Origin of the sequence: Microcoleus sp. B5-D4 (assembly GCF_036705145.1) — a bacterium.
Classification (GTDB): domain Bacteria; phylum Cyanobacteriota; class Cyanobacteriia; order Cyanobacteriales; family Microcoleaceae; genus Microcoleus.
Window position 1 is genome coordinate 12,969 of the sequence record NZ_JAUBTV010000054.1, and the last position, 19,608, is coordinate 32,576.

The following is a 19,608-nucleotide window of genomic DNA, read 5'->3' on the forward strand; positions in this document are numbered from 1 at the left end:
ACTCGCGAGCTTTCACGCACGCGAGTCAATTTGGGATATTTTAGGACATATTCTCTAGGGTACAGACAAAATAGAACTTAAAAAGATTAGATTCTAGCGAACGGCCAGGGCGATATTGTGCGTGTAAATCGGCAGTCGAAAAGTTTTCAATAACATTGAGATTGAGTTCGTCAGCCAAAGTTGCAATGTTTTCAAACCCAGTAATCCACGGTGCATACATACTTTCGTATTTATCTATGTAATCATTGATATCTTGGTAGCCCGTCGTTCTCAAAATCACCTTTTCCGACATATAATCAAAGGACACTCGAAAATTAGGAACCTTGTCCCGAATTTGTTCTAATACAAATATTACATCTTTTTTGTCAAGCAAGGTAGTGTTGCCTTCCCACAAAAAATATGTCGGTCGCTCGAAATCAACTTCGCTCTGTTTCAGCAAGGAGATTAAACCGTCTTTTACGTAATCGCCGGGAAGGTAGCGAACATTGGCAGTAACTTTGTTAGCTTTGAGAGTTTCTTCTTTTAATTGAAGAGTAGCGCGATCGTCTATTTCAAAATAAGTGACTTTTTCGCCATTAATTCTAGCAGCGCGAGTATCCAAACCCGAACCTAAAATAACTACTTGCTTGCAACCTCCTAAAATTTGATTAGACAAAACATCATCAAAATATTTAGTCCGCAACTTAACCATTTCTTTGGCTGCGGGAGAGTTTTGAGATATTTTGGCAGCTATTTCTTTTGTTTCCTCATTCAGCCAGATTTTTACTACATGATCAGTGTAAAGAGGAATTGCCTCTTCATTCTCTTCTGCTCTAAATTCCGCAACGATAAAAGCAGTACCAGTTACATTTTTCATGGCTAATCTTTCACCCTTACTAAGTAGTTGGTTACAAATAAACATTAGATGGGGACGGGGTTTTTACACCCCTAAACTCCCTTGCATCCTAGATTCTTAGCTAAACCCGCCTACAAAATACTAGGGTTTTTGCCCTTACCTACTTATTGACTTCTCGCATCTGCTAAAGACTCATTGCTCGCTTCAGCATCCGAATGCAGTTCAGCTTGGTGTATTTTATCAGGAATCAGTCCCTCCGGCCGCACGAGCATCATGACAACAAGAGTTAGGCCGAATAGAAATAAGCGCATTTGAATCGGGTCTAAACTGGTTGCCAGAAAGTCTCGCAACTGGGGAATTGCAATCCTGGGGAGTACAAAAGTATTCAGAAAACCCTTGAGGACTTGCGCTAATTGTGGCAGATAAAGTCGATCGGCAGACATGATAATGATAGCCCCCAAAATCACCCCGGTCATGTTGCCCAAACCGCCTAAAATCACCATACACAGGATGATTACCGACACAGAGAAATCGAAAACGCTGGGAAAAATTGCGCTGATATAGGCGGCGTAAAACGCGCCTGCAAAGCCCGAAAACGTCGCTCCCATCGCAAAAGCCGAAAGTTTGGTTTTGACGAGGTTAATGCCCATCGCACTAGCCGCTAATTCATCTTCGCGCATGGCATTCCACGCCCTCCCCAAGCGGGAATCTCGCAGCCGCGAGATCATGAAGTAAGCGAAGACAACTAACAGTAAAATTAGGTAGTACCAGGGAAAGTAGTTGCCTGTGCTGAAAGTGCCGACGATGGGGAGAGATGGACGCCCGATCGGGTTTATTCCCGCTTCGCCGCCGGTGAGGTTAAAAGGTCGATCGCACCCAACCAGACACAGCACCAATTCGGGTTTACCCAAAACAGCAGCAACAATCTTCGAGACGGGTTCGTCGATGCGAATCGCAGTTAAATTCCTAAAGACAACCGGGATAATTTCGCCAAAACCGAGGGTAACAATCGCCAAATAATCGCCCTTGAGCCGCAGTGTCGGAATACCCAGGATTACGCCCGCGATCGCAGCTACACCGGCGGCGATCGGCAGTACCACCCAAAAGTTCCAAGCAATATTTAACTGTCCAGAAGATAGCAAAGCTGTCGTGTAAGCGCCGATCGCAAAAAACGCCGCATATCCCAAATCCAACAAACCCGCAAAACCCACAGTAATATTCAAACCCAGCGCCAGCATAATAAAGATTTGAATCTGTACTACAGTAGCAATCCAGCCAGTCTGAGCCTGAATGTCGATAAACGGAAACAGAATTAGAATAAAAGCTAATGTCACCAGAGTTGCCAGCCGCTGGCGTTCCCCCTGCAAACCCTGCAAAGCACCCATTAACGTAGCTGTCAAAATTGCGATCGTCAAACTGCAAATCCCGTACAGCAGCGTCGTCGGCAAAGCAACAGCAGATTGACCAGACAAAGGTCTAATCAAAACCCCTTCTACCACACTTGCAATTAATAGCCAAACTCCCAATCCTAATCCCCCTAAACTGCCGATAGTTGCACCCATTTTCGGGCTGTACACCTTCTGCTCCCGACAGCTAATAAAGCCCGCCGCCGTACCCATTAGCCAGCCGATCACGGTGCCGCTCCAACCGCCGAATAACAAAACAGTGAAAGAGGCTATCGCCCCTAAAATACCAGTCGATTTTATCGCATTAATTATTTTTTTTGACATAGGAAGAAATTATTAGTCATTAGTTATTAGTCAGCAGTCAGTAGTTAGATGCAAGAATGCTAGGAATTGCAGTTATAGATGCGACTGACACAGGCAGTGCCAATTTCTGCCTCAAGCAACTCGATCGACGGCAGGTTCGGGAAACTGCTGAGCGGGCTAGCTACAGTTTAGAGTCTTTTGAGAGCGATTGTTTCACCACAGCGATCAAAACTTCTAATATACTGGAACTGTTACCGGAACACACTTCAAACGGGCGATCGCTATATGGTACAAGCACCTCAAAAAACTATCACCCTCGACGAGTTTTTGCAACTCCCAGAAACCAAACCCGCTAGCGAATACGTCAACGGTGCGATTTTACAAAAACCTATGCCACAAGGAAAACACAGTACAATTCAGGGAGAACTCATCACGAGGGTTAATGCAGCGGGCCAACCTCACCGGATTGCTTGGGCATTTCCAGAACTTCGCTGCACCTTTGGCGGACGTTCTATTGTTCCCGATGTCGCAATTTTTGTTTGGAATCGCATTCCCCTAGACGCTGACGGGGAAATTGCCAATACATTTAATGCTCACCCAGACTGGACAATAGAAATTTTGTCCCCAGCCCAAAGTCAAACCAAAGTCACAAACAATATTTTGCACTTTTTGAATGCCGGTTGCCAGATGGGGTGGTTGCTCGATCCCGATGAAAAAAACATTTTAGCCTATCCCGCCAGGCAGCAGCCTATTTCCTTGCAAGAACCAACAGATATACTTCCGATGCCCAATATTATGCCGGAAATGCAGTTGACTTTAGGCGAAGTTTTTGGCTGGCTCAAACCAGGGAATATTTAATTTGGCGTACAGTATTGCAGTCAATTGAGAAGCACTATCTTATTACTTGAAAATAAAAATTTACTGCTACCGATCGCCCCATTAAGTATTTTTTCAGTAGTATGATGACGGCGAAGGCTGACTATTTTTCATCCTTAACATATAGTTTAAGCTTTTGCAGCAGGGGTAGTCGGCTTCCTCTCCTTACATAATTCTTCACCCTAGTATGCACGACAATCAACCAATTATGGCGTTGCTTAATCAGGGTATGAAAAAAATAAGTTGAAAATCCAGAAGCTTTGTGGATACTGGTTTCTATGATTGGCATATTTAGTCTTTCATACCGTAAATCAGCAACGCCGAATTTTCAAGCACAAGTCGAGATCAGACAATTAAAACAAGAATTATGCAGGAGAGAACCTGCAACCTTTTGGGGGAGCAGGCTGTGAAGGCTCCCCCTCTTTGCTGGTTAGCGTACTCCACTTGACCAAGATATCTTCCAAGATGTACAGTTAATTAGCTAGCGCTGCCCTTGTCTAGGTTCCACTAGCTTACCGCGTAGTTTTACAGGTCAGAGATTTTTTTATCTCATCACAGCCAACATGAAAATTCCAATTTATAGGAACACCACTTATCTCCTGATATCAATTCTTGTAGTGGCAGCTATTTTCCGATTGATTAATATCAATCAGCCATTTATTGATAGCTTTAGTTGGCGGCAGTCAAGCACAGCCATGATGGCCGAAAATTTCTATCGCAGAAATGGGAATATCTTCTACCCTGAAGTTAGCTGGGATGGGCCAGGGCCTAGCTATAATGGACGGGAATTTCAAACAGTTACTTATATTACAGCCCTTCTCTATACTTTATTGGGACAGCATGATTGGGTGGGACGCAGCGTCGTTGTCCTGTTTAGCTTGTGGGGAATATTTGCCTTCTATCAGTTAGTTTATCGTATTTGGGATCGGGATCGCGCTCTTATGAGTGCCGCAATTCTCGCAATTTTTCCAGGCCATATATATGTGGATCGGTCTTTCCTTCCCGACCCGGCAATGGTGGCATTAGTTGTAACAAGCTTCTGGATGCTGATTGCTTACCTACAAACTGACCGCTGGTACTATTTATTGCTTGCCACCCTCTTTGCAACTTGGGGCTTTTTAACCAAACTACCAGGTTTAATCATTGGCATTCCGATGCTCTATACAATATTTGTTGTCCTGGGTAATCGAGGATTACTGCGTCCGAAAAAGCTGATAGTAATTGGAGTAGCTGCCATTTCCATCCTCCTGCCCGTAGCTGCCTATTATTTGTGGGCGAGGCATCTTGCTCTCACCTATCCGCCTTACCACTTTGCTGGCAGCGGGAACTGGCTTTGGGATCATGGGTTACGGGAATGGTTACAAAAGAAATATTTTATCCCTGAACTTTATCATCTTATTTCTCGGCGGATTTGGACATATCCCATCATGCTCCTTGTTGCTATTGGTTTATTCGTTCCCCCTAATTATAAAGTTTCTACCCAAGAATCAGAGCAGCAGCCAAGTAATGTAGCCGCACGAGTACCAGGGATGTTTCATTGGTGGATACTTGCTTTTGCGATTTATTACTTCATTGGCGCTCAACAGCTCGTCACAAATTACTCGAATTTAAATATTGTTAACCCAGCCGCCGCCGCTTTAGCAGGAAATGGCCTGATAGCACTTGCTTCATTCGCCAAGCGAGCCGGAGGTTCATCTTCAGCATTAGCACTCATAACGGCAATACTACTAATCATTTCTGGAATTGGTTATAGACAGTTAAACGTATGGTGCTATTCTCCTGTGGCAAAAGATGGCTACGAACTAGGGATAGCTTTGCAGCAAATAACTCAACCAAGTGACCTTGTTGTTACTATAGCTAATCGTGGAGGTGGCGATCCCGTCGCTATCTATTATAGTCGCCGACGTGGCTGGGTTTTTCCTCCGGCTATTTATTGGGGTTCTCCTCCTTCGAGTCCTCAAGAGAGCAGGATAAAGAATAGTATTTATTGGAAATATCCCATAACAGATGATACTTTAATTGCCATCTTGGAAGATTTGATTACCCAGGGAGCCGATTGGATGGGAATTGTTAAATATGGCAATAATCAAATTGCCAAAGATAACCCTAAATTGGTTGCCTACATTCAAAAAACATTGGAACTCTATCAAGAAACACCCAACTGGGTTATTTATCGAAGGCCTCCCAAAATTAAAACAACCAAGCGCTCGAACCAGGGTACTTTGGGGTCTTATTTGTCGGGAGTAGATTATTGAAATGGCATGAGTGAGTGGGTCACTGGACAATCCATATAAGCTGTTTTGCATTTAAAGTGTGATACAAGCATTACCGCTGAGGGGGTGACAACTAGAGTCAAAACATTGATAGAATTAATGACATAGCCCTCATACCCCTCGGAAAAAATCGTAGTTTATTGCGCCTAATTCCGATTAATGAGCGTAATAATGTATTGACTTGCATTCCACGCCAACTCCCTCCGCTTCGCTGCGCCCCACATTTACCCTATAATCCCATCCAAAAACTACTATGGCGAGGTATCGAGCGCCCGTATTCAGTTAACCTACCCACATATTTTTGACTTCCCATTGCCTTGATTTTTTGACCTTGAATCCCAGCACAACTTTAAGCAACGGCGTTTGGCGCCATCTGCGAGGGGTTTTTTCGCTCCCGATATCCCAATAATCCGCCTAAATAGTTCCTAACTCCCGTTTTTGAGCTTGATGACCAAAGATATCGTCAAATCTTTGACACCATTTATCAAAGCAGGGGGGCATCGCGGCGGGGGTCGTCTCTTTCATTGCTCATTATTTAACGTTATATGCTTGCTGATACTTTTAATTCAGACAATCCCCGACAATCGGCGAAAATCTTCAGATAGCACACTCATCAGATACGTCTGAGAGTATGGTGGTATCCCACAAAGCTTTAAGAAAAATTCCTAAAGCGCCATTGAAATCGCGAGGTATTTCATAACCGCAGTTGGGACATCTCAAAGTTTTAGAGCCACCTAACTTTCTCTGAATATGACCGCATTTTGTACAAGTTTTGGAAGTATATTCTTCCGTCACTCTAACCAATCTCGAACCGTAACGATTACAGAGATGTTCTAAGGTTTGCGAGAACTGATAAAATGCCCAAGTCATCATCGCCCTCGCCGACTTGGAATTAAGTTTGCGACTACCTCTTGCCACCATTTGAGAAGTTTCAAAAGTAGGTAGGTAAATAACATCGTAATTCCGTGCTAAATAGCTCGCTACCTGCTTGTGAATTTCCGACCGCAGGTTTTTGATTTTAGTTCTAACTTTCTCCATTGCTTGTTTTAGCCGATAACGCAATCGAGAAAACTGACCGCCCTTTGAGCATCCAAATTTTGACTGCATCTTATCCAAATGCTGGCACAATCGCGCAATCTTCCCAAAGTCATGCTTTCCAAATTCAGTAAAAGAATTGCCATCAAATCCAGTCAGGAAACAGCGCAGTCCGGGGTCGAGTGCGATGGTCTTGCCGCCATTTTTGGGTTCTGGAACGTCCATATCTATAGGCATATTTACGAACCAGCGTCCCTTATTGTAGGTGACTTCTACTGCCTTGTCATAGTTGATTAAGCAGGAATCCTGCCCAGTCCAGAGAGGTTTTTCTAGACCTTTGCTAGCATTGAGCATTAGATGACCGTTCTTATAGTCACCCGGAGCGAACTGAATAGTCTGTTTTTGGGCTCGAATTGACCTGAATCGAGCTAATTTCAATCCGACTAAAGGATTGGGTTTTGCCTTTTTTCCTTTACCTAACTGAGCTGGCTGTTTGTCGGTTTTCTTCCAAGCTGTATAAGCCTCGAAAAGGGCGTTGTCCAAACTATGTGCTATTCCCAATTCTTTGCACCATTCCGGGATGATCTCGCAACAAGCGAGTTTTACAGTAACTCCGAAAAGCTTGCTTACCAGAAGTTTTTGAGACTGGCTGATTAGTCTTTTTGTCTACAGTGTAGTAGGTGAACTTTCCTTGATGCTGATTCAGGTAAGCGATTGCATTGTTATACACTTTGCGATTGGCGTGAATTCTCAACATCCAGACTTTCTTCGTCTCCCCCTTTGGGTAAACTCGGTACGTCAAAGTCTTCAATGATTTGCTTTTTATACTTTCTGAGTCCGTACAATCGGCAACGGTCGCCGTGGATGATGGCGAGTATATCTTCAACCATTTCTCTTTCTGGACTAAGTGAACTATTGTTGAGAACCAAAATCTTACACCCGCCCCGCTCTGCGAACCATGAGATAATATCGAATCCGAACCGGCATAATCTATCTTTTGAGGCAACGACAACCATTCCGATGTCGCCCGTGTAAATGTATTCCAGTAGGGTGATAAGACCTTTTCTTTTGAAGTTAAGACCGCTCCCAATGTTTTGGATAATTTCACATCCGGGGTAGCGAGACAGAAGAAAGTCAGCCTGTCGGAGAAGGTCGGCTTTTTGACTTCGACTGCTAACTCTGGCGTAGAGGATGGTTGGTTTAGTAGATGGAATATTGACAACTGAGTCTCCGTCGTAGCGTCGCTGTCCTGACGGCGTTCGGTATGCTTTGATTTTCCCTTCTTTTTCCCACCTTTCAAGGGTTTTTGAACATACTCCAAGTCGTTGAATAGCGATTCTTGGTGGTACATATGTGGACATATTGGGTTTTTTGAGTGAATTATCTCAGTCTCTATCAATTGTCTGCCTTATGGCGGGAAATGTCTAAGAAAAACTCGTCCTGGAGATTACTCTTCAAGCATTAGAACTCATTTAGCTCGTATTTTTTGTTTAAGTCCCGATAAGTATCTCTTGCCATTATTTCAACCGTGCCACTTCAAACCTTCTCCTGAACATTCTCGCCCAACAAACCCCCTGGCCGAAAAGCCAAAATCACCACTAAAACCCCAAACACCCAAGCATTAGTCCAGCGGCTCGACAAATACTGATCGCTTAAAGACGACAGCAACCCAATCAAAACCCCTCCTAACATCGCCCCCACAATATTGCCAATTCCCCCCAAAACCGCCGCCGTAAAAGCCCTCAAACCCGCCGTAAACCCCATCGTAAAAACAATAGTATTGTTGTACAGACCAACCAGAATTCCAGCCGAACCCGCCAAAGCTCCCCCAATCAAAAAAGTCAGAGCAATAATCTGATCCACATTAATTCCCATAATTTTAGCAGCATCGCGGCTTTGAGCCGTTGCCCGCATCGCCTTTCCCAGACGAGTGTATTGCACAAAAACATGAAGCAAAACCATCAATACCACCGCCACCACCAACACAATTAAATCTTTCGTAGTAAATACAATACTCGTTTGAATTCCCAAAGCTTTGAAAATATCCACTCGCGGTAACAAATCGGGAAAACTTTTCGGCGCCGCCGAATTAGAACCCATCACTGGAATAAAAGCTTTCAATCCTCCCCAAAATAACCCCATATTTTGGAAAATAAAAGAAACTCCGATAGCCGAAATTAAAGGAGCTAAACGGGGAGCATTTCGCAAAGGTCGATAAGCATACTTTTCCACAACAATATTCAGCCCAGCACAAAACACCGAACATACAATTAAAGCAACTAACATCACCGGTATAGCAACAGCTAAAGGTGCGCCATCTTGAATCCCAAAAGCTCCGAACACGGTTAGGGAAGCAAAAGCACCCAACATATACAAATCGCCGTGAGCAAAATTGATTAACTCAATAATGCCATAAACCATAGTGTAACCCAAGGCAATAATTGCAATCAGCGCGCCGTTGACCAGACCAACTAATAATTGTTGAATCAAAACTTCAGGATTGCTGAGTATTTCTCCAACGATTTTTGGCAAATCAAATCCTGCGATCGGGCCTAATAGCAAAACTATATAAACTACACCTAGATATAAGAGAATACTTTTCCAGTTCTTCATGTTTTTGAGTAATTGGGAATTGGGAATTGGGAATTGGGAATTGGGAATCGGGCATCGGGCATGGGACATTGGAGGGAGAAGGAAAAAGGCATAATTTTTTATTATCCCTTCTTCCTTCTTCCTTCTTTCCGAGATCCGTTACAGCCGTTATAAAATCCGTTGCCTAACTTCCCTCTGCCCTCTAATTAATTATTCGGTCTTGAGCGCATTCACGAACTCCCACTTGCCACCTTTAACCACATTTCCTGACATTGTAGTCAAGCTTGTGTCGCCGTTGGTGTCAAAACTCCAAGTGCCGAGTACCCCGTTAAAATCTTTAGTTGCCAACACAGCTTCGCGGATAGCAGCGCGGTCATTTTTGCAAACTTTATTAATTGCGCCGATCGCAACTTTAGCAGCTTCATAGGCATAAGCTGCATAAGCTTCCGGTTCAGCATTATATTTTGCCTTGTAACTTTCGTACCACTTCGCACCCACACCCGTCAATTCTTGAGGAGGCAAGCCGCCAAAAGTAGCGTAAATTCCTTCGGCATCTTTGCCCGCCGCGTCAATTAAAGCTTGCTCTTTAATGCCGTCGGGCCCCATGAACTTAACTGCATCAGCCGCCATCCCAACATTTCTCATGTCTTTAATTATTTGTCCGGCATTGCTCTGAGTAGTGCCACCGAAGTAAATCATGTCGGGATTTAAAGCTTTGATTTTATTCATTAACGCCTTATAGTCGCTAGCTTTAATATCAATTCCCTCTCTTCCGAGGACTTGAATTCCCAACTTTTTAGCAGTGGCTTCAAAAACATCAGCGATGCCTTTGCCGTAGAGTTCTTGGTCGTCGAGAATGTAAACTTTTTGCACCCCTAAAGATTTCGCCCAGTTGCCAGCTACAGCACCTTGAAGGTCGTCAGCGGGGACAACGCGGGTGAAATTACGAGTGCCAGCGGGATAATAAACGTTGGGTTCTTTGGCTTCGCCTTTTCCTGGTTTAGTCAGTCCCGGATAAGTGTTGGCCGGACTGATCATGACAATGTTAGCTTGGTTGAGCACGGGAATGGAAAGTTTGGCTGCACCGGAGTTATAGTGACCGATGACGGCAACTACCGAACCGTCAGCGACGGCTTTGTTAGAGTTCGAGGTTACTTGGGCCGGGTCCCATTTGCCGGCGGCGGCGGTGGCGTCATCGAAAACTTCGTATTGGATTTGGATTTTGCCGTCGCAAGCTTTCGAGTTGGTTTCGGCGAGGGCTTGTTGGATGCCGTTGACCATTGTTTGAGCTTGACCCAAGGCGCTGCCTGTCATCGGGAGCATGGAGACAATCTTGACAGTATTTGGGTCGCCGGGGCTGCTGACTGCGACGGGAGTGGCTGCGGGACTGGTTCCGGGGCTGCCTCCGGGAGTTGTGGCGGTGGGTGCTTCAGGATTTTGACAGCTAGCGCACAGAGAGGCTATTCCGGCGGCAAAAAGTAATTTCCGCAATCCTACGACGGCGAGATTGTGTGTTGAGTTGATTTTTGGGGGTGTGGCACTTTTGCCGCCTGACTTCTGGGAAAAGTTCATAGGTTGGTTCGTTTGTTGGTTGCGTTTTAGCATATTTCCACTCTCTAAGTCTGTAAGTCAAGAGTTAGCACAGATTTTCAAGTTTTACGTGAACTCTTAAAGATACACCGCTGCAACAAGCTTCTTCTCTCGTTCCCGTGCTCTTGGTGGGAAGGCGTACTGGGCCAGCAAACGAGGCAGAGCCTCGGTCAATGGGTTTCCAGGATCTTCCGGAGAACCAGTTAAAACCTGTTCAACCAGTTAAAAACTAAAAGGGAAAGGAAAATACAGATTTCCTTTCCCTTTCTCAAAGCTCCAGCGTCAAATCAGCTTGATTGCGAAATCAAATCCGAATCGCTTTTTTCTTTTGAGCGATCGACACTAAAATCTTCATAGTACGATCGCTCAGTATTCACATCCCACAAATCGTGCTTTTCGCCGAGAATATTTCTCACAGCCAGGATTCCCGTCAGCATGGAATGGTCTTGGTTGTTGTATCGGTGCATACCGTTTCGCCCGATCGTCTGCAAATTCTCAAATCCCTTCAAAAAACCTTCAAGTACCTGCAAGTGTGCTCGATATTCCCCATCATAAACTGGATAAGCTTTAAGTTGCCGTATGACAACTCCATCTTCAACCTCCGCAGTTGTTGCTAAACCCAAACCAACCAACTCGCGAGTTGCTAATTCGATAAGTTCCGCGTCCGACATTTCCCAAATCTCGTCGCCTACGCTACAGAAATATTCCATTCCTAAACAACTTTTGCTGACATCTGGAACTAAAGCCGCGCTCCAATTTTTAAAGTTTTGAATTCGTCCAACTTTGACTTCGGGGGAGTGAATGTAAATCCAGTTGTCAGGAAACAAATCCTTGCGATCGACAATCAGCGATACAATCAAAAAATCTCGATATTTTAGCGATCGCGCCGCGTGCAATACCTCTTCTGGCGGCTGCGGTTTCATTCTTGCTACCAGCGCCGATATCGGCATACTCGTAATGAAATTATCAGCCGAATATTGAACTAATTCTCCGTTTTGCTCTGCAGTAATACTTTTAATCTTATTACCTTCACGCTCAAAGCTAATCACTTTAGTATCGAGATAAACTTTGCCGTCTTTATTCTCCACAGCTTCCGCGAACTTTTCCCACATCATCCCCGGCCCCAAAGCCGGATAATCAAATTCTTTGATTAATGTTTTAGTGTCGTTGCTGCCAAACAAAGCATTAATAATTGCAGTCGTCAGCGACAATCCTTTAATCCGCTGCGCTGCCCAATCTGCTTGAATTTCCGAACAAGGAATGCCCCAAACTTTTTCAGTGTAAGTCTTAAAAAATGTTTTATACAAGCGTTCGCCAAAACGATTGATCACCCACTGTTCAAAAGTTTTTTCTTCCGTAAGTGGCCTAATTCTCACTTTCAGATAACTCAAAATAATCAGCGTACTCTCAATTATGCCCAAGTTAAAGAGAGTATTGAAGGCACTAATCGGATAGTTAAAAAATTTCCCTCGATAAAAAATTCGCGACAATCGTGGCACTTTAATAAACTCATTTCCCAGCACCTCTTGCCACAACTGCTGCACGGCTTCAACTTTAGTATAAAAGCGGTGGCCGCCAATGTCGAAACGATAGCCTTTGTAGGTTTCGGTGCGAGCTATTCCCCCAACTTTATCACCTTTTTCTAGTACAACAGGGATGATGCCTTGTTTGACTAGCTCGTAAGCTGCCGTCAAACCCGCCGGGCCTGCACCGACGATCGCCACAGGATAATGTTTCACTCAGCCTACCTCCAGCTTTTTTATCCAAACTATACAGTTATTTATAACTTGTTAAAGGGATAGATGCACCCGTGAATACCCTGAGAAACTATCGATCTACCTGATGTTTAAGCACAAATTACCTTGATTTATTGAGCGGATACCGGCAAGCTAACTTTGCCAGTCACAGGCTTTTTTTGGTATAAGTAGCGACCAGTGCCGATCGCGAATGCCAGTCCGCTGTAAAAGTAGAAAAGCCAGTGCCAAGGAATTGTTTTCAGGGCAAATACGATACCGTGTTTACGGTAAAAAAATCTGTAAAGTGGTGCATTAATTGCTACCAGGGGTATTGCCAGCAAACCAGCCAGTAGCAGAAAGTTCAGCGACCAGCACGTCCCCAAAATTGCCAGCAGCACTGCATAAGTTAAAATCACGCTGATGCGGTTTGAAACTTGCAAGTTGAGGTCGTTATTCAATTTGCGATCGCGCCAAATCAGTTCTGTCCAAGGCAGTGCTCGGTAGAAAAAGTCAGCTTTCACCATACCCATAGGTTTCCACTGCTTTAAATGTTTCACCTGCAATGTTTTGCACAGCCGAATGTTATAACCTGCTTGTTTCAAACGGTAGCCGAACTCAATATCTTCGATCGAAGCTTGGCGGTAACTCTCATTAAAGCCACCCATCTGCAAAAAAATTTCCCGGCGAATCACTCCGCAAGCGCCCCAAAAAGTCGAAGCTTCTTCGTTACCTGTTTGGTGCACGTAGTGGTGCAGCAAGTTCCTGTACTGCGATAGAAAATCAGGATCTCCCGGATCATCGTCGTAAGAGCCAATGAAAGCAGCTAAGTAGGGATTATTTTTGAACACCGATATCGCATAGCCCACAGCTTCTGGACAAACAGCGACATCAGCATCCACAAAAAACAGAATATCTCCCTTTGCAGCTTGGGCACCCAAATTCCTTGCCCGCGCTGGGCCCCCGCATTCTGGAATTCTGATCACTTTGGCGCCGAATTCCTTGGCCAGACGCCAAGAACCGTCGCTTTCGCCATCTGCTACTACAATAATCTCGATCGGCCTGGGCACAGCTTGAGCCAGTTTTGACAAACAGGTGCGGAAGTAAGAGCCCCCGTTGTGGACTGGGATAATAACGGATACAGTGGGGTCGGCGGTAGAAATCATTACCTAAAGTGTTTAAATTGCAGGGGCTACAATTTGCTGGAATTTTATTGATGCTACTTTACGAGGGGTAAAATCAGCTCTACTTTTTTATTTATAACTCGATTTCTGTTTGTCTTCAACTAGATTTTTTCTGGTATTCTCGATTTGATTTTCCCCATTCTTACCTTTATTTTACGCCATATCTTGCTGAGAATGACCTGATTTAGACAACCGCTTTACAAAATCTTTAAATATATCATTGTTTGTGTAAACTTGGGAAAAAGCCCCAGCAGCATTTTGGTGAGGCTGTGTTGCAATGCACAAGACTTTGATTTTATAAGTAGGTACACCGTATAAAATCAAACATCGTTTATACGGACACCCGGAAACTGTCAGGACTTGCGCGGTACAATTGCTTTTACAGACCTCATCCGCGAGTGACTTTTGCACCAAGTCTCGATCGCGACTGCGGGCTAAATGCACATTTTATGACTTTTGGCAATATATTTTAAATATACCTCTTAAAATTTCCGACGCTGTACGATCGAGCTTTAGTAATTTGCTAACATACCCTTAGCTAGCTCCCTTTGAACCAAAACTTTTACATAAACCCTTTTTTATATTACATGAACACCTCCCAAAACACTTTAAATCAGCCATTAGTTTCAGTCATCATACCAGCTTTCAACGCTGAAAATTTTATTGCTAAAACCTTAGAGTCTGTCTTATCTCAAACTTATCAAAACATAGAAGTTTTAGTAGTTGATGACGGCTCTACAGATACAACAGCCGAAATCGTCCAATCTTTGGCTCAAAAAGATAGCCGAGTCAGCTTATTCCACCAATCAAATGCCGGCGTCGCCGTCGCCCGCAACCTAGCCATTGAAAAATCAAAAGGCGAATATATTGCTCCCATCGATGCCGACGATATTTGGTATCCGCAAAACCTAGAAAAACAAGTTAAATGCCTGAATTCCTCAGCACCATCTGTCGGAGTTGTCTATTCCTGGTCAGTTGATATAAATGAAAAAGACTTGCTCACAGGTGGATTTTATAACTCCACCATCGAAGGAGAAGTTTACACAGCATTAATTTATAAATATTTTATAGGCAATGCCAGCTCATCTCTAATCCGCCGCGTTTGTTTTGCCAAAGTCGGCGGTTACAACGGCCAACTTAAACTAGAAAACGCTCAAGGCTGTGAAGACTGGGAACTTCACCTCCGCATAGCCGAACATTATCAATTTAAAGTCGTACCAGAATACTTAGTTGGCTATCGGCAGATTGCCAGCAGTATGTCTAGCAACTATGCAGCAATGGCCAAATCTCACTCTTTAATTATGGCAGATGTTCGACAGCAACATCCCGAAATTCCCAGCAGCATTTATCGCTGGTCTAGCAGCAATTTTTACATTTACTTAGCTGTTAAAAGCAACCGCAGCGGCAATCACCGCAGTACATTATCTTGGCTTTATAGAGCTTTCAAAGAAGATTTATCAATGGCACTTTTGCGACACAATTTGTATCTGCTGTCAATAGAAAGTATATTAAAAATAATAGTTACACCGCGACCTGCATCAGGGTTAGAGTTAAAACCAGCATCTGAATCGAGTGAAGGAACGACACTGGCTAGGATTGAGACGCGGACGAAGGCTCACAGAATGTTACCCTCGCAAGTATATGAAAGAATGCGATTCAACAGTTTAGAAAATCTAAAATCTAAATAAACCCAACATTGAAAAACCCGGTTTTTTGAATAAACCGGGTTTTAGAGGAAGCTAGAGGGTGTTTAATTGTGCGTGCTTGGTCGATCCACAATTAGGAAAGAGGGTTAAATAAAAAAATCTAAATTTTCCATTCTTCCTTCTTCCTTCTTCCTTCTTCCGACTGCCATCGGACTGACATCCGTTACATCCGTTACATCCGTTACAGCATCCGTTGCCGAACTTTCTTCTTCCTTCTACTTAATCTTTCTAAGCGTGAGAAGCTGTAGGAGTTTTAGCTTGTGGCTGCTGGCCGTCTGGCGACAGGGATTCCCCTTCAATAAACGAGCGCAACATCCAAGCCATTTGCTCGTGCTGTTCCATCAAACCAGTCAAAAAGTCTGCGGTTCCATCATCCTTAAACTCTTCACCGCACTGTTCAACGTGTTTGCGGAGATTGCGAATAATCAGTTCGTGGTCATCAACTAAACGCGCTACCATTTCCGTAGCCAAAGGCAAATCGCCGATATGTTCTTGAATCGAGCCGTACTTCAGAAAACCCTCAGCAGTACCAATTGGATAGCCACCTAAAGTTCTCACCCGTTCAGCCATAGCATCGATATTTAGTGTTAACGCCTGATAGTGTTCTTCCCACAACTGGTGGAGCGATCGAAACTGCGGGCCCACTACATCCCAGTGATACTTTTTGGTTTTGATTAACAGCAGATAAGCATCTGCCAGGTCGTGATTCAATAGTTCGATAACGCCTGCACGTTGCTCGTCAGATAGACCTATGTTTAACTTACGCATTGAAAATTGTTCCTTCAACTCTAACTTTACTATTAGAACAAATTTCGGCAGCCACTTACATCAACCCAGAGGACGATCGAAGACGATCGCACTTTAGTAAAATATCTGCTTTTCAGGTGAAAGTAATAGCAATATTGATACCCTTAGATAGATGCAATGAAACTTCTTGTTCCGCAGCGCCTTTGTTTGGCGATCACACCGATTGGGCAGCAGGGGAGCCCCCGCTCAATCCGGCTATAAAAAGGCTGCACTCTGATTGTTAGTAATAATAAAGGAATTTATGCCGAAGTTAACGAACATCACACACACTTAATTGTGCGATCGGGTTTAAATGACGGTATAAGGGACTTGCAATTAAATATAACCCCATTTATCCTAGAAGGCTAGGAAACAGATTTTGGGACATGAGGGGTTCTGATCTGTGTGATTGGGATGCTAGAAATGATATTGAGTCAAACCGTTAAATCGACGTTGAAGGATGCTGCCAAGAAACAGACGGGCTCGCGCAGTCGAAACTTTATGGCAAAAGTGGCGGAAGACCCAGCTCAAATACAGCCGTGAAACCCTTTGTCCCATCTGGTAGACCGCCGGAAGAAGTTGTGTGCTCGCTTCACCTTCAGAAAGACTTGCGCTGCTGTGACCACCACAGCACGCTTGCCCAAGGTATCAACGGCAGTTTAGCGTTTTAGGCCCCCATGAAGGCTTTATCAAATCCGACACTCTGATGAACCATCGTTGCAATGGCAACTGTTTAAACCTGGTTTGTGGCCGATGGCGCCTCCAGGACAGATAAAAAAAGCAGTCCTCTGTGTTGGCGCGAAGGAGGAGAAAGAGGGCATTGCAGTTTGTCCTATCTGGGGAATACGGGGTAAAGTAGCAGTAGGAAAGATTTATCCATACTTTGACTAACTGTGGTACTTTCATTGTTAGCTGTAAACCATCATGCGGGAAATCTGCCAGAGCGTGGAAACCATATTTCAACTGCTGTTAGACGAACTTAAAAAGTCCACTCGCGCGTCTGAGCAGAACTGCCAAGATGTAGCAGGGCGACTCGCAGCAGAAGTCAACAGGATATGCACTGAAAGCCAGCGGATTCAAGCCTCTGGAGATATAGAAGGTTCAGCCCAGAGCCTCGCTCAGCACCGCTTGCAACAATGCCTCCACTATTACAATTTAGGCTCCGGGCCCGGGCGAGTAGAATTGCACAGTACCCTCAGCGCGATCGTCTATCGCTACATCACCCCTCCGCAGGTGCAGTCTAGCTATCAGGCGCGAGTAGAACTGATCAAAGATTTTTTGCAAGGATTTTATCTGGAAGCTTTAAAGGCATTCCGGCGCGAAACCCAACTGCCACCCACCTACAGTCCCCGCACTCGCTTAGAACTAGCAGAGTACATGGCCTTTGTAGAGCGCTTTGGCAAGCGGCGCATTCCTTTACCTCGGAACCGCAGCCAGCAACTAATTATTTTACGGGCCCAAACCTTTTCCCAGCAGCAGCCGAAAGAAACCTCCGTAGATATGGAACAAGCCGCCGACGGAGGGGCTTCAGATTCCGATCAAACTTGGAACGACACCTCGGTGTACTCAGTGCGGGAAGCGATGGCCGGACAGGGTTCGGCGGCAATTCGCCCCCAAGGCGACGAGTCAGAATCTCTGCGGCAAACCGTGATTGACGAATTAGTAGCTTATTTGAAAGAGCGCAACCAACAAGACTGCGCCGATTACTTCGTGCTGCGCTTGCAAGACTTGCCGACTAATGAAATAGAGTCGCTTCTGGGCATAACTCCCCGCCAAAGAGACTATTTGCAGCAGCGCTTCAAGTACCATTTGCTCAGGTTCGCCATGTCGCACCGCTGGGAACTTGTTCACCAGTGGCTGGAAGCAGACTTAGACCGCAATTTGGGTTTGCTGCCTTCTCAGTGGCAGGCGTTTGGTGAGCAAATTGGCCCAGAAGGACAGCGTTTGCTAAAGTTGAAACAACAAGGTCTGTCAGAGTCAGCGATCGCGCAAACCCTCGGCAGCACGGTAGCCCAGGTACAGAAACGGTGGTTTAAATTGCTGGAACTTGCCTGGGAATTGCGAAATCGTTCAGATTCCGGAGAAGGGGCATCTAGTGATGAATAACGAAACGAACAGGGATGCAGAGGCTTTCGATCGCCATTTTTTAGACTGGATATTGCAGGCGCCGATCGCGAATGCCTCTAGCGAAGATGAGGAAAACCTCAATCCATCCCCTCGCTCAGAAGAGTGGGGCGACACAGAAGACAATTCCGGGGTGGAATACTGGGAATGGGACGAACCAGACCCGCTGGACTATCAAGTGGGGGCGCACAGCAATGCACCCGCACAACCGCAGACAATTGGAGAAATACCGACCGTGCAAGACCGTTTTCAGACCTTGTTAAAACAAAGGCTTAGAGCCGAAATTGAATCTAACCCGCCGCTGTTCCCCTGGGAAACAGAATTCAAAAGCTACGACCACGATTACCCAGACGATGTAGCCCCGCAATGGGTTCCCCCCCTACACCTCTGGACTCCCCAACTACAAAATATCAGGTGGGGCCGCCTGCCAATTCCGATCGCCCAAGGGGTTTTTGCTCAACTGCTAGAACCTTGTCAGGAACTGGTAATGTCGTCGCTGCGGCAAGGATCGAAGTTAGTTCGCGCTGTAGATAGCTTATTTCCGGGCCAGTCTCACGAACTCAACGAGTTAGCTGGTTTAGTGCTCCGAGGTGCTTTACGGGGACTTCTAGATTTAGAAGATTTCCCGAATTACGAAGCAGCGAGTACCGATCAACAAATGGTGCTGTCGCTGTTGGCCGCCAAGGAAATCATTGAGTCTCTAACTTTGGATTGTCCTGTAAATCAACCGCCGGTTTCGCGGGAGTGGCTGACTGCTTTGGGTGCGCTGACTCTGGAGGCTCAATACCTGTCGAACCCCAACAGAGAACAGCCAATGCCGTGTTTAAGAGTTGAGTGCCAATTTCCGGGGGCAGGAAGTTTGGAACTCAAGGGAGGAGATGCCGAAGCAACTGCACATCGTCCGAATTCCGGGCATTTAAGTGTGGAGTTGTTTGACCCACAACCTAACAAGACTTATGCCCTAGAAGTTCGATTCCAAAACTTCGAGACCAGACCTTTGATGTTTGCTATTCGTCCAATTTTGGCCGGACAAGATAGCAACTAGAAAGGTGTAATTAGAGTAAATAAGGTAGGTGTTTACTCTCTGGTGTGACCTCACACAAAAACAGATGCAATTTCGCGACTTCTGTCGTGGAAAACCAAAAAAATTAGATATTAGGTAAAA

The 19,608-nt window shown here is 45.0% G+C and carries 18 protein-coding genes and 1 pseudogene; 8 read left to right on the plus strand and 11 right to left on the minus strand.

The annotated features are described in order from the left end of the window. Window positions 1–40 precede the first annotated feature (40 nt). Window positions 41–856 (minus strand): class I SAM-dependent methyltransferase, encoded by an 816-nt coding sequence (locus QUB10_RS22305; RefSeq protein WP_333205461.1) that lies wholly within the window; start codon window positions 854–856, stop codon window positions 41–43. Window positions 857–999: 143 nt separating this feature from the next. Beyond that, complete coding sequence (locus tag QUB10_RS22310; RefSeq protein ID WP_333205462.1) at window positions 1,000–2,565, minus strand: ABC transporter permease subunit; 1,566 nt, start codon at window positions 2,563–2,565, stop codon at window positions 1,000–1,002. 56 nt (window positions 2,566–2,621) lie between these two features. Here QUB10_RS22310 and QUB10_RS22315 point away from each other — a divergent pair, with 56 nt between their 5' ends. From QUB10_RS22315 to QUB10_RS22325, 3 genes are all read left to right on the plus strand, one after another. Continuing rightward, complete coding sequence (locus QUB10_RS22315) at window positions 2,622–2,900, plus strand: hypothetical protein (protein ID WP_333205463.1); 279 nt, start codon at window positions 2,622–2,624, stop codon at window positions 2,898–2,900. Further along, on the plus strand, window positions 2,830–3,402 hold the full coding sequence (locus QUB10_RS22320) for a Uma2 family endonuclease (RefSeq protein WP_333205464.1): 573 nt from the start codon (window positions 2,830–2,832) through the stop codon (window positions 3,400–3,402). The genes QUB10_RS22315 and QUB10_RS22320 overlap by 71 nt, the downstream gene beginning before the upstream one ends. Before the next feature lie 581 nt (window positions 3,403–3,983). Further along, window positions 3,984–5,675: a glycosyltransferase family 39 protein gene (locus tag QUB10_RS22325; RefSeq protein WP_333205465.1), complete on the plus strand. Its 1,692-nt coding sequence runs from the start codon at window positions 3,984–3,986 to the stop codon at window positions 5,673–5,675. A 373-nt stretch (window positions 5,676–6,048) separates the two neighbouring features. Here QUB10_RS22325 and QUB10_RS22330 read toward each other — a convergent pair. The 8 genes and pseudogenes from QUB10_RS22330 to QUB10_RS22365 all read right to left on the minus strand — a co-directional run. After that, window positions 6,049–6,218 (minus strand): annotated as a pseudogene (locus QUB10_RS22330) (IS701 family transposase); the annotation flags it as partial. A 72-nt stretch (window positions 6,219–6,290) separates the two neighbouring features. Further along, window positions 6,291–7,271, minus strand: coding sequence for a transposase (locus tag QUB10_RS22335; protein WP_333205466.1), 981 nt, complete (start codon window positions 7,269–7,271; stop codon window positions 6,291–6,293). Window position 7,272: 1 nt separating this feature from the next. Further along, window positions 7,273–7,458, minus strand: a complete 186-nt coding sequence (locus tag QUB10_RS22340; RefSeq protein WP_333205467.1) for a hypothetical protein — start codon at window positions 7,456–7,458, stop codon at window positions 7,273–7,275. Beyond that, window positions 7,451–8,089 carry an IS607 family transposase gene (locus QUB10_RS22345; RefSeq protein WP_333205468.1) on the minus strand — a complete coding sequence of 213 codons (639 nt, stop codon included), beginning with the start codon at window positions 8,087–8,089 and terminating at the stop codon, window positions 7,451–7,453. Before QUB10_RS22345 ends, QUB10_RS22340 begins: the two co-directional genes overlap by 8 nt. Before the next feature lie 175 nt (window positions 8,090–8,264). Beyond that, window positions 8,265–9,341 carry a branched-chain amino acid ABC transporter permease gene (locus QUB10_RS22350; RefSeq protein WP_333205469.1) on the minus strand — a complete coding sequence of 359 codons (1,077 nt, stop codon included), beginning with the start codon at window positions 9,339–9,341 and terminating at the stop codon, window positions 8,265–8,267. A gap of 189 nt (window positions 9,342–9,530) precedes the next feature. Continuing rightward, window positions 9,531–10,925 carry a branched-chain amino acid ABC transporter substrate-binding protein gene (locus tag QUB10_RS22355; RefSeq protein WP_333205470.1) on the minus strand — a complete coding sequence of 465 codons (1,395 nt, stop codon included), beginning with the start codon at window positions 10,923–10,925 and terminating at the stop codon, window positions 9,531–9,533. Window positions 10,926–11,197: 272 nt separating this feature from the next. Next, the gene (locus QUB10_RS22360) at window positions 11,198–12,649 is read right to left on the minus strand and encodes an NAD(P)/FAD-dependent oxidoreductase (protein WP_333205471.1); all 1,452 of its coding nucleotides are present in this window, start codon (window positions 12,647–12,649) and stop codon (window positions 11,198–11,200) included. A gap of 128 nt (window positions 12,650–12,777) precedes the next feature. Further along, window positions 12,778–13,809, minus strand: a complete 1,032-nt coding sequence (locus tag QUB10_RS22365; protein WP_333205472.1) for a glycosyltransferase family 2 protein — start codon at window positions 13,807–13,809, stop codon at window positions 12,778–12,780. 605 nt (window positions 13,810–14,414) lie between these two features. On the opposite strand from QUB10_RS22365, the gene QUB10_RS22370 reads away from it, so the two are divergent. Then, complete coding sequence (locus QUB10_RS22370; protein WP_333205473.1) at window positions 14,415–15,515, plus strand: glycosyltransferase family A protein; 1,101 nt, start codon at window positions 14,415–14,417, stop codon at window positions 15,513–15,515. 246 nt (window positions 15,516–15,761) lie between these two features. On the opposite strand, the gene QUB10_RS22375 is transcribed toward QUB10_RS22370, so the two are convergent. Beyond that, complete coding sequence (locus tag QUB10_RS22375) at window positions 15,762–16,301, minus strand: Dps family protein (RefSeq protein ID WP_333205474.1); 540 nt, start codon at window positions 16,299–16,301, stop codon at window positions 15,762–15,764. Here QUB10_RS22375 and QUB10_RS22380 point away from each other — a divergent pair. From QUB10_RS22380 to QUB10_RS22395, 4 genes are all read left to right on the plus strand, one after another. Then, window positions 16,301–16,564 carry a hypothetical protein gene (locus QUB10_RS22380; RefSeq protein WP_333205475.1) on the plus strand — a complete coding sequence of 88 codons (264 nt, stop codon included), beginning with the start codon at window positions 16,301–16,303 and terminating at the stop codon, window positions 16,562–16,564. The genes QUB10_RS22375 and QUB10_RS22380 overlap by 1 nt on opposite strands. A 294-nt stretch (window positions 16,565–16,858) precedes the next feature. After that, window positions 16,859–16,990 (plus strand): hypothetical protein, encoded by a 132-nt coding sequence (locus QUB10_RS22385; RefSeq protein ID WP_333205476.1) that lies wholly within the window; start codon window positions 16,859–16,861, stop codon window positions 16,988–16,990. A gap of 253 nt (window positions 16,991–17,243) precedes the next feature. Further along, complete coding sequence (hetZ, locus tag QUB10_RS22390) at window positions 17,244–18,425, plus strand: heterocyst differentiation protein HetZ (RefSeq protein ID WP_333205477.1); 1,182 nt, start codon at window positions 17,244–17,246, stop codon at window positions 18,423–18,425. Then, window positions 18,418–19,488, plus strand: coding sequence for a hypothetical protein (locus tag QUB10_RS22395; RefSeq protein WP_333205478.1), 1,071 nt, complete (start codon window positions 18,418–18,420; stop codon window positions 19,486–19,488). Before hetZ ends, QUB10_RS22395 begins: the two co-directional genes overlap by 8 nt. Window positions 19,489–19,608 lie beyond the last annotated feature (120 nt).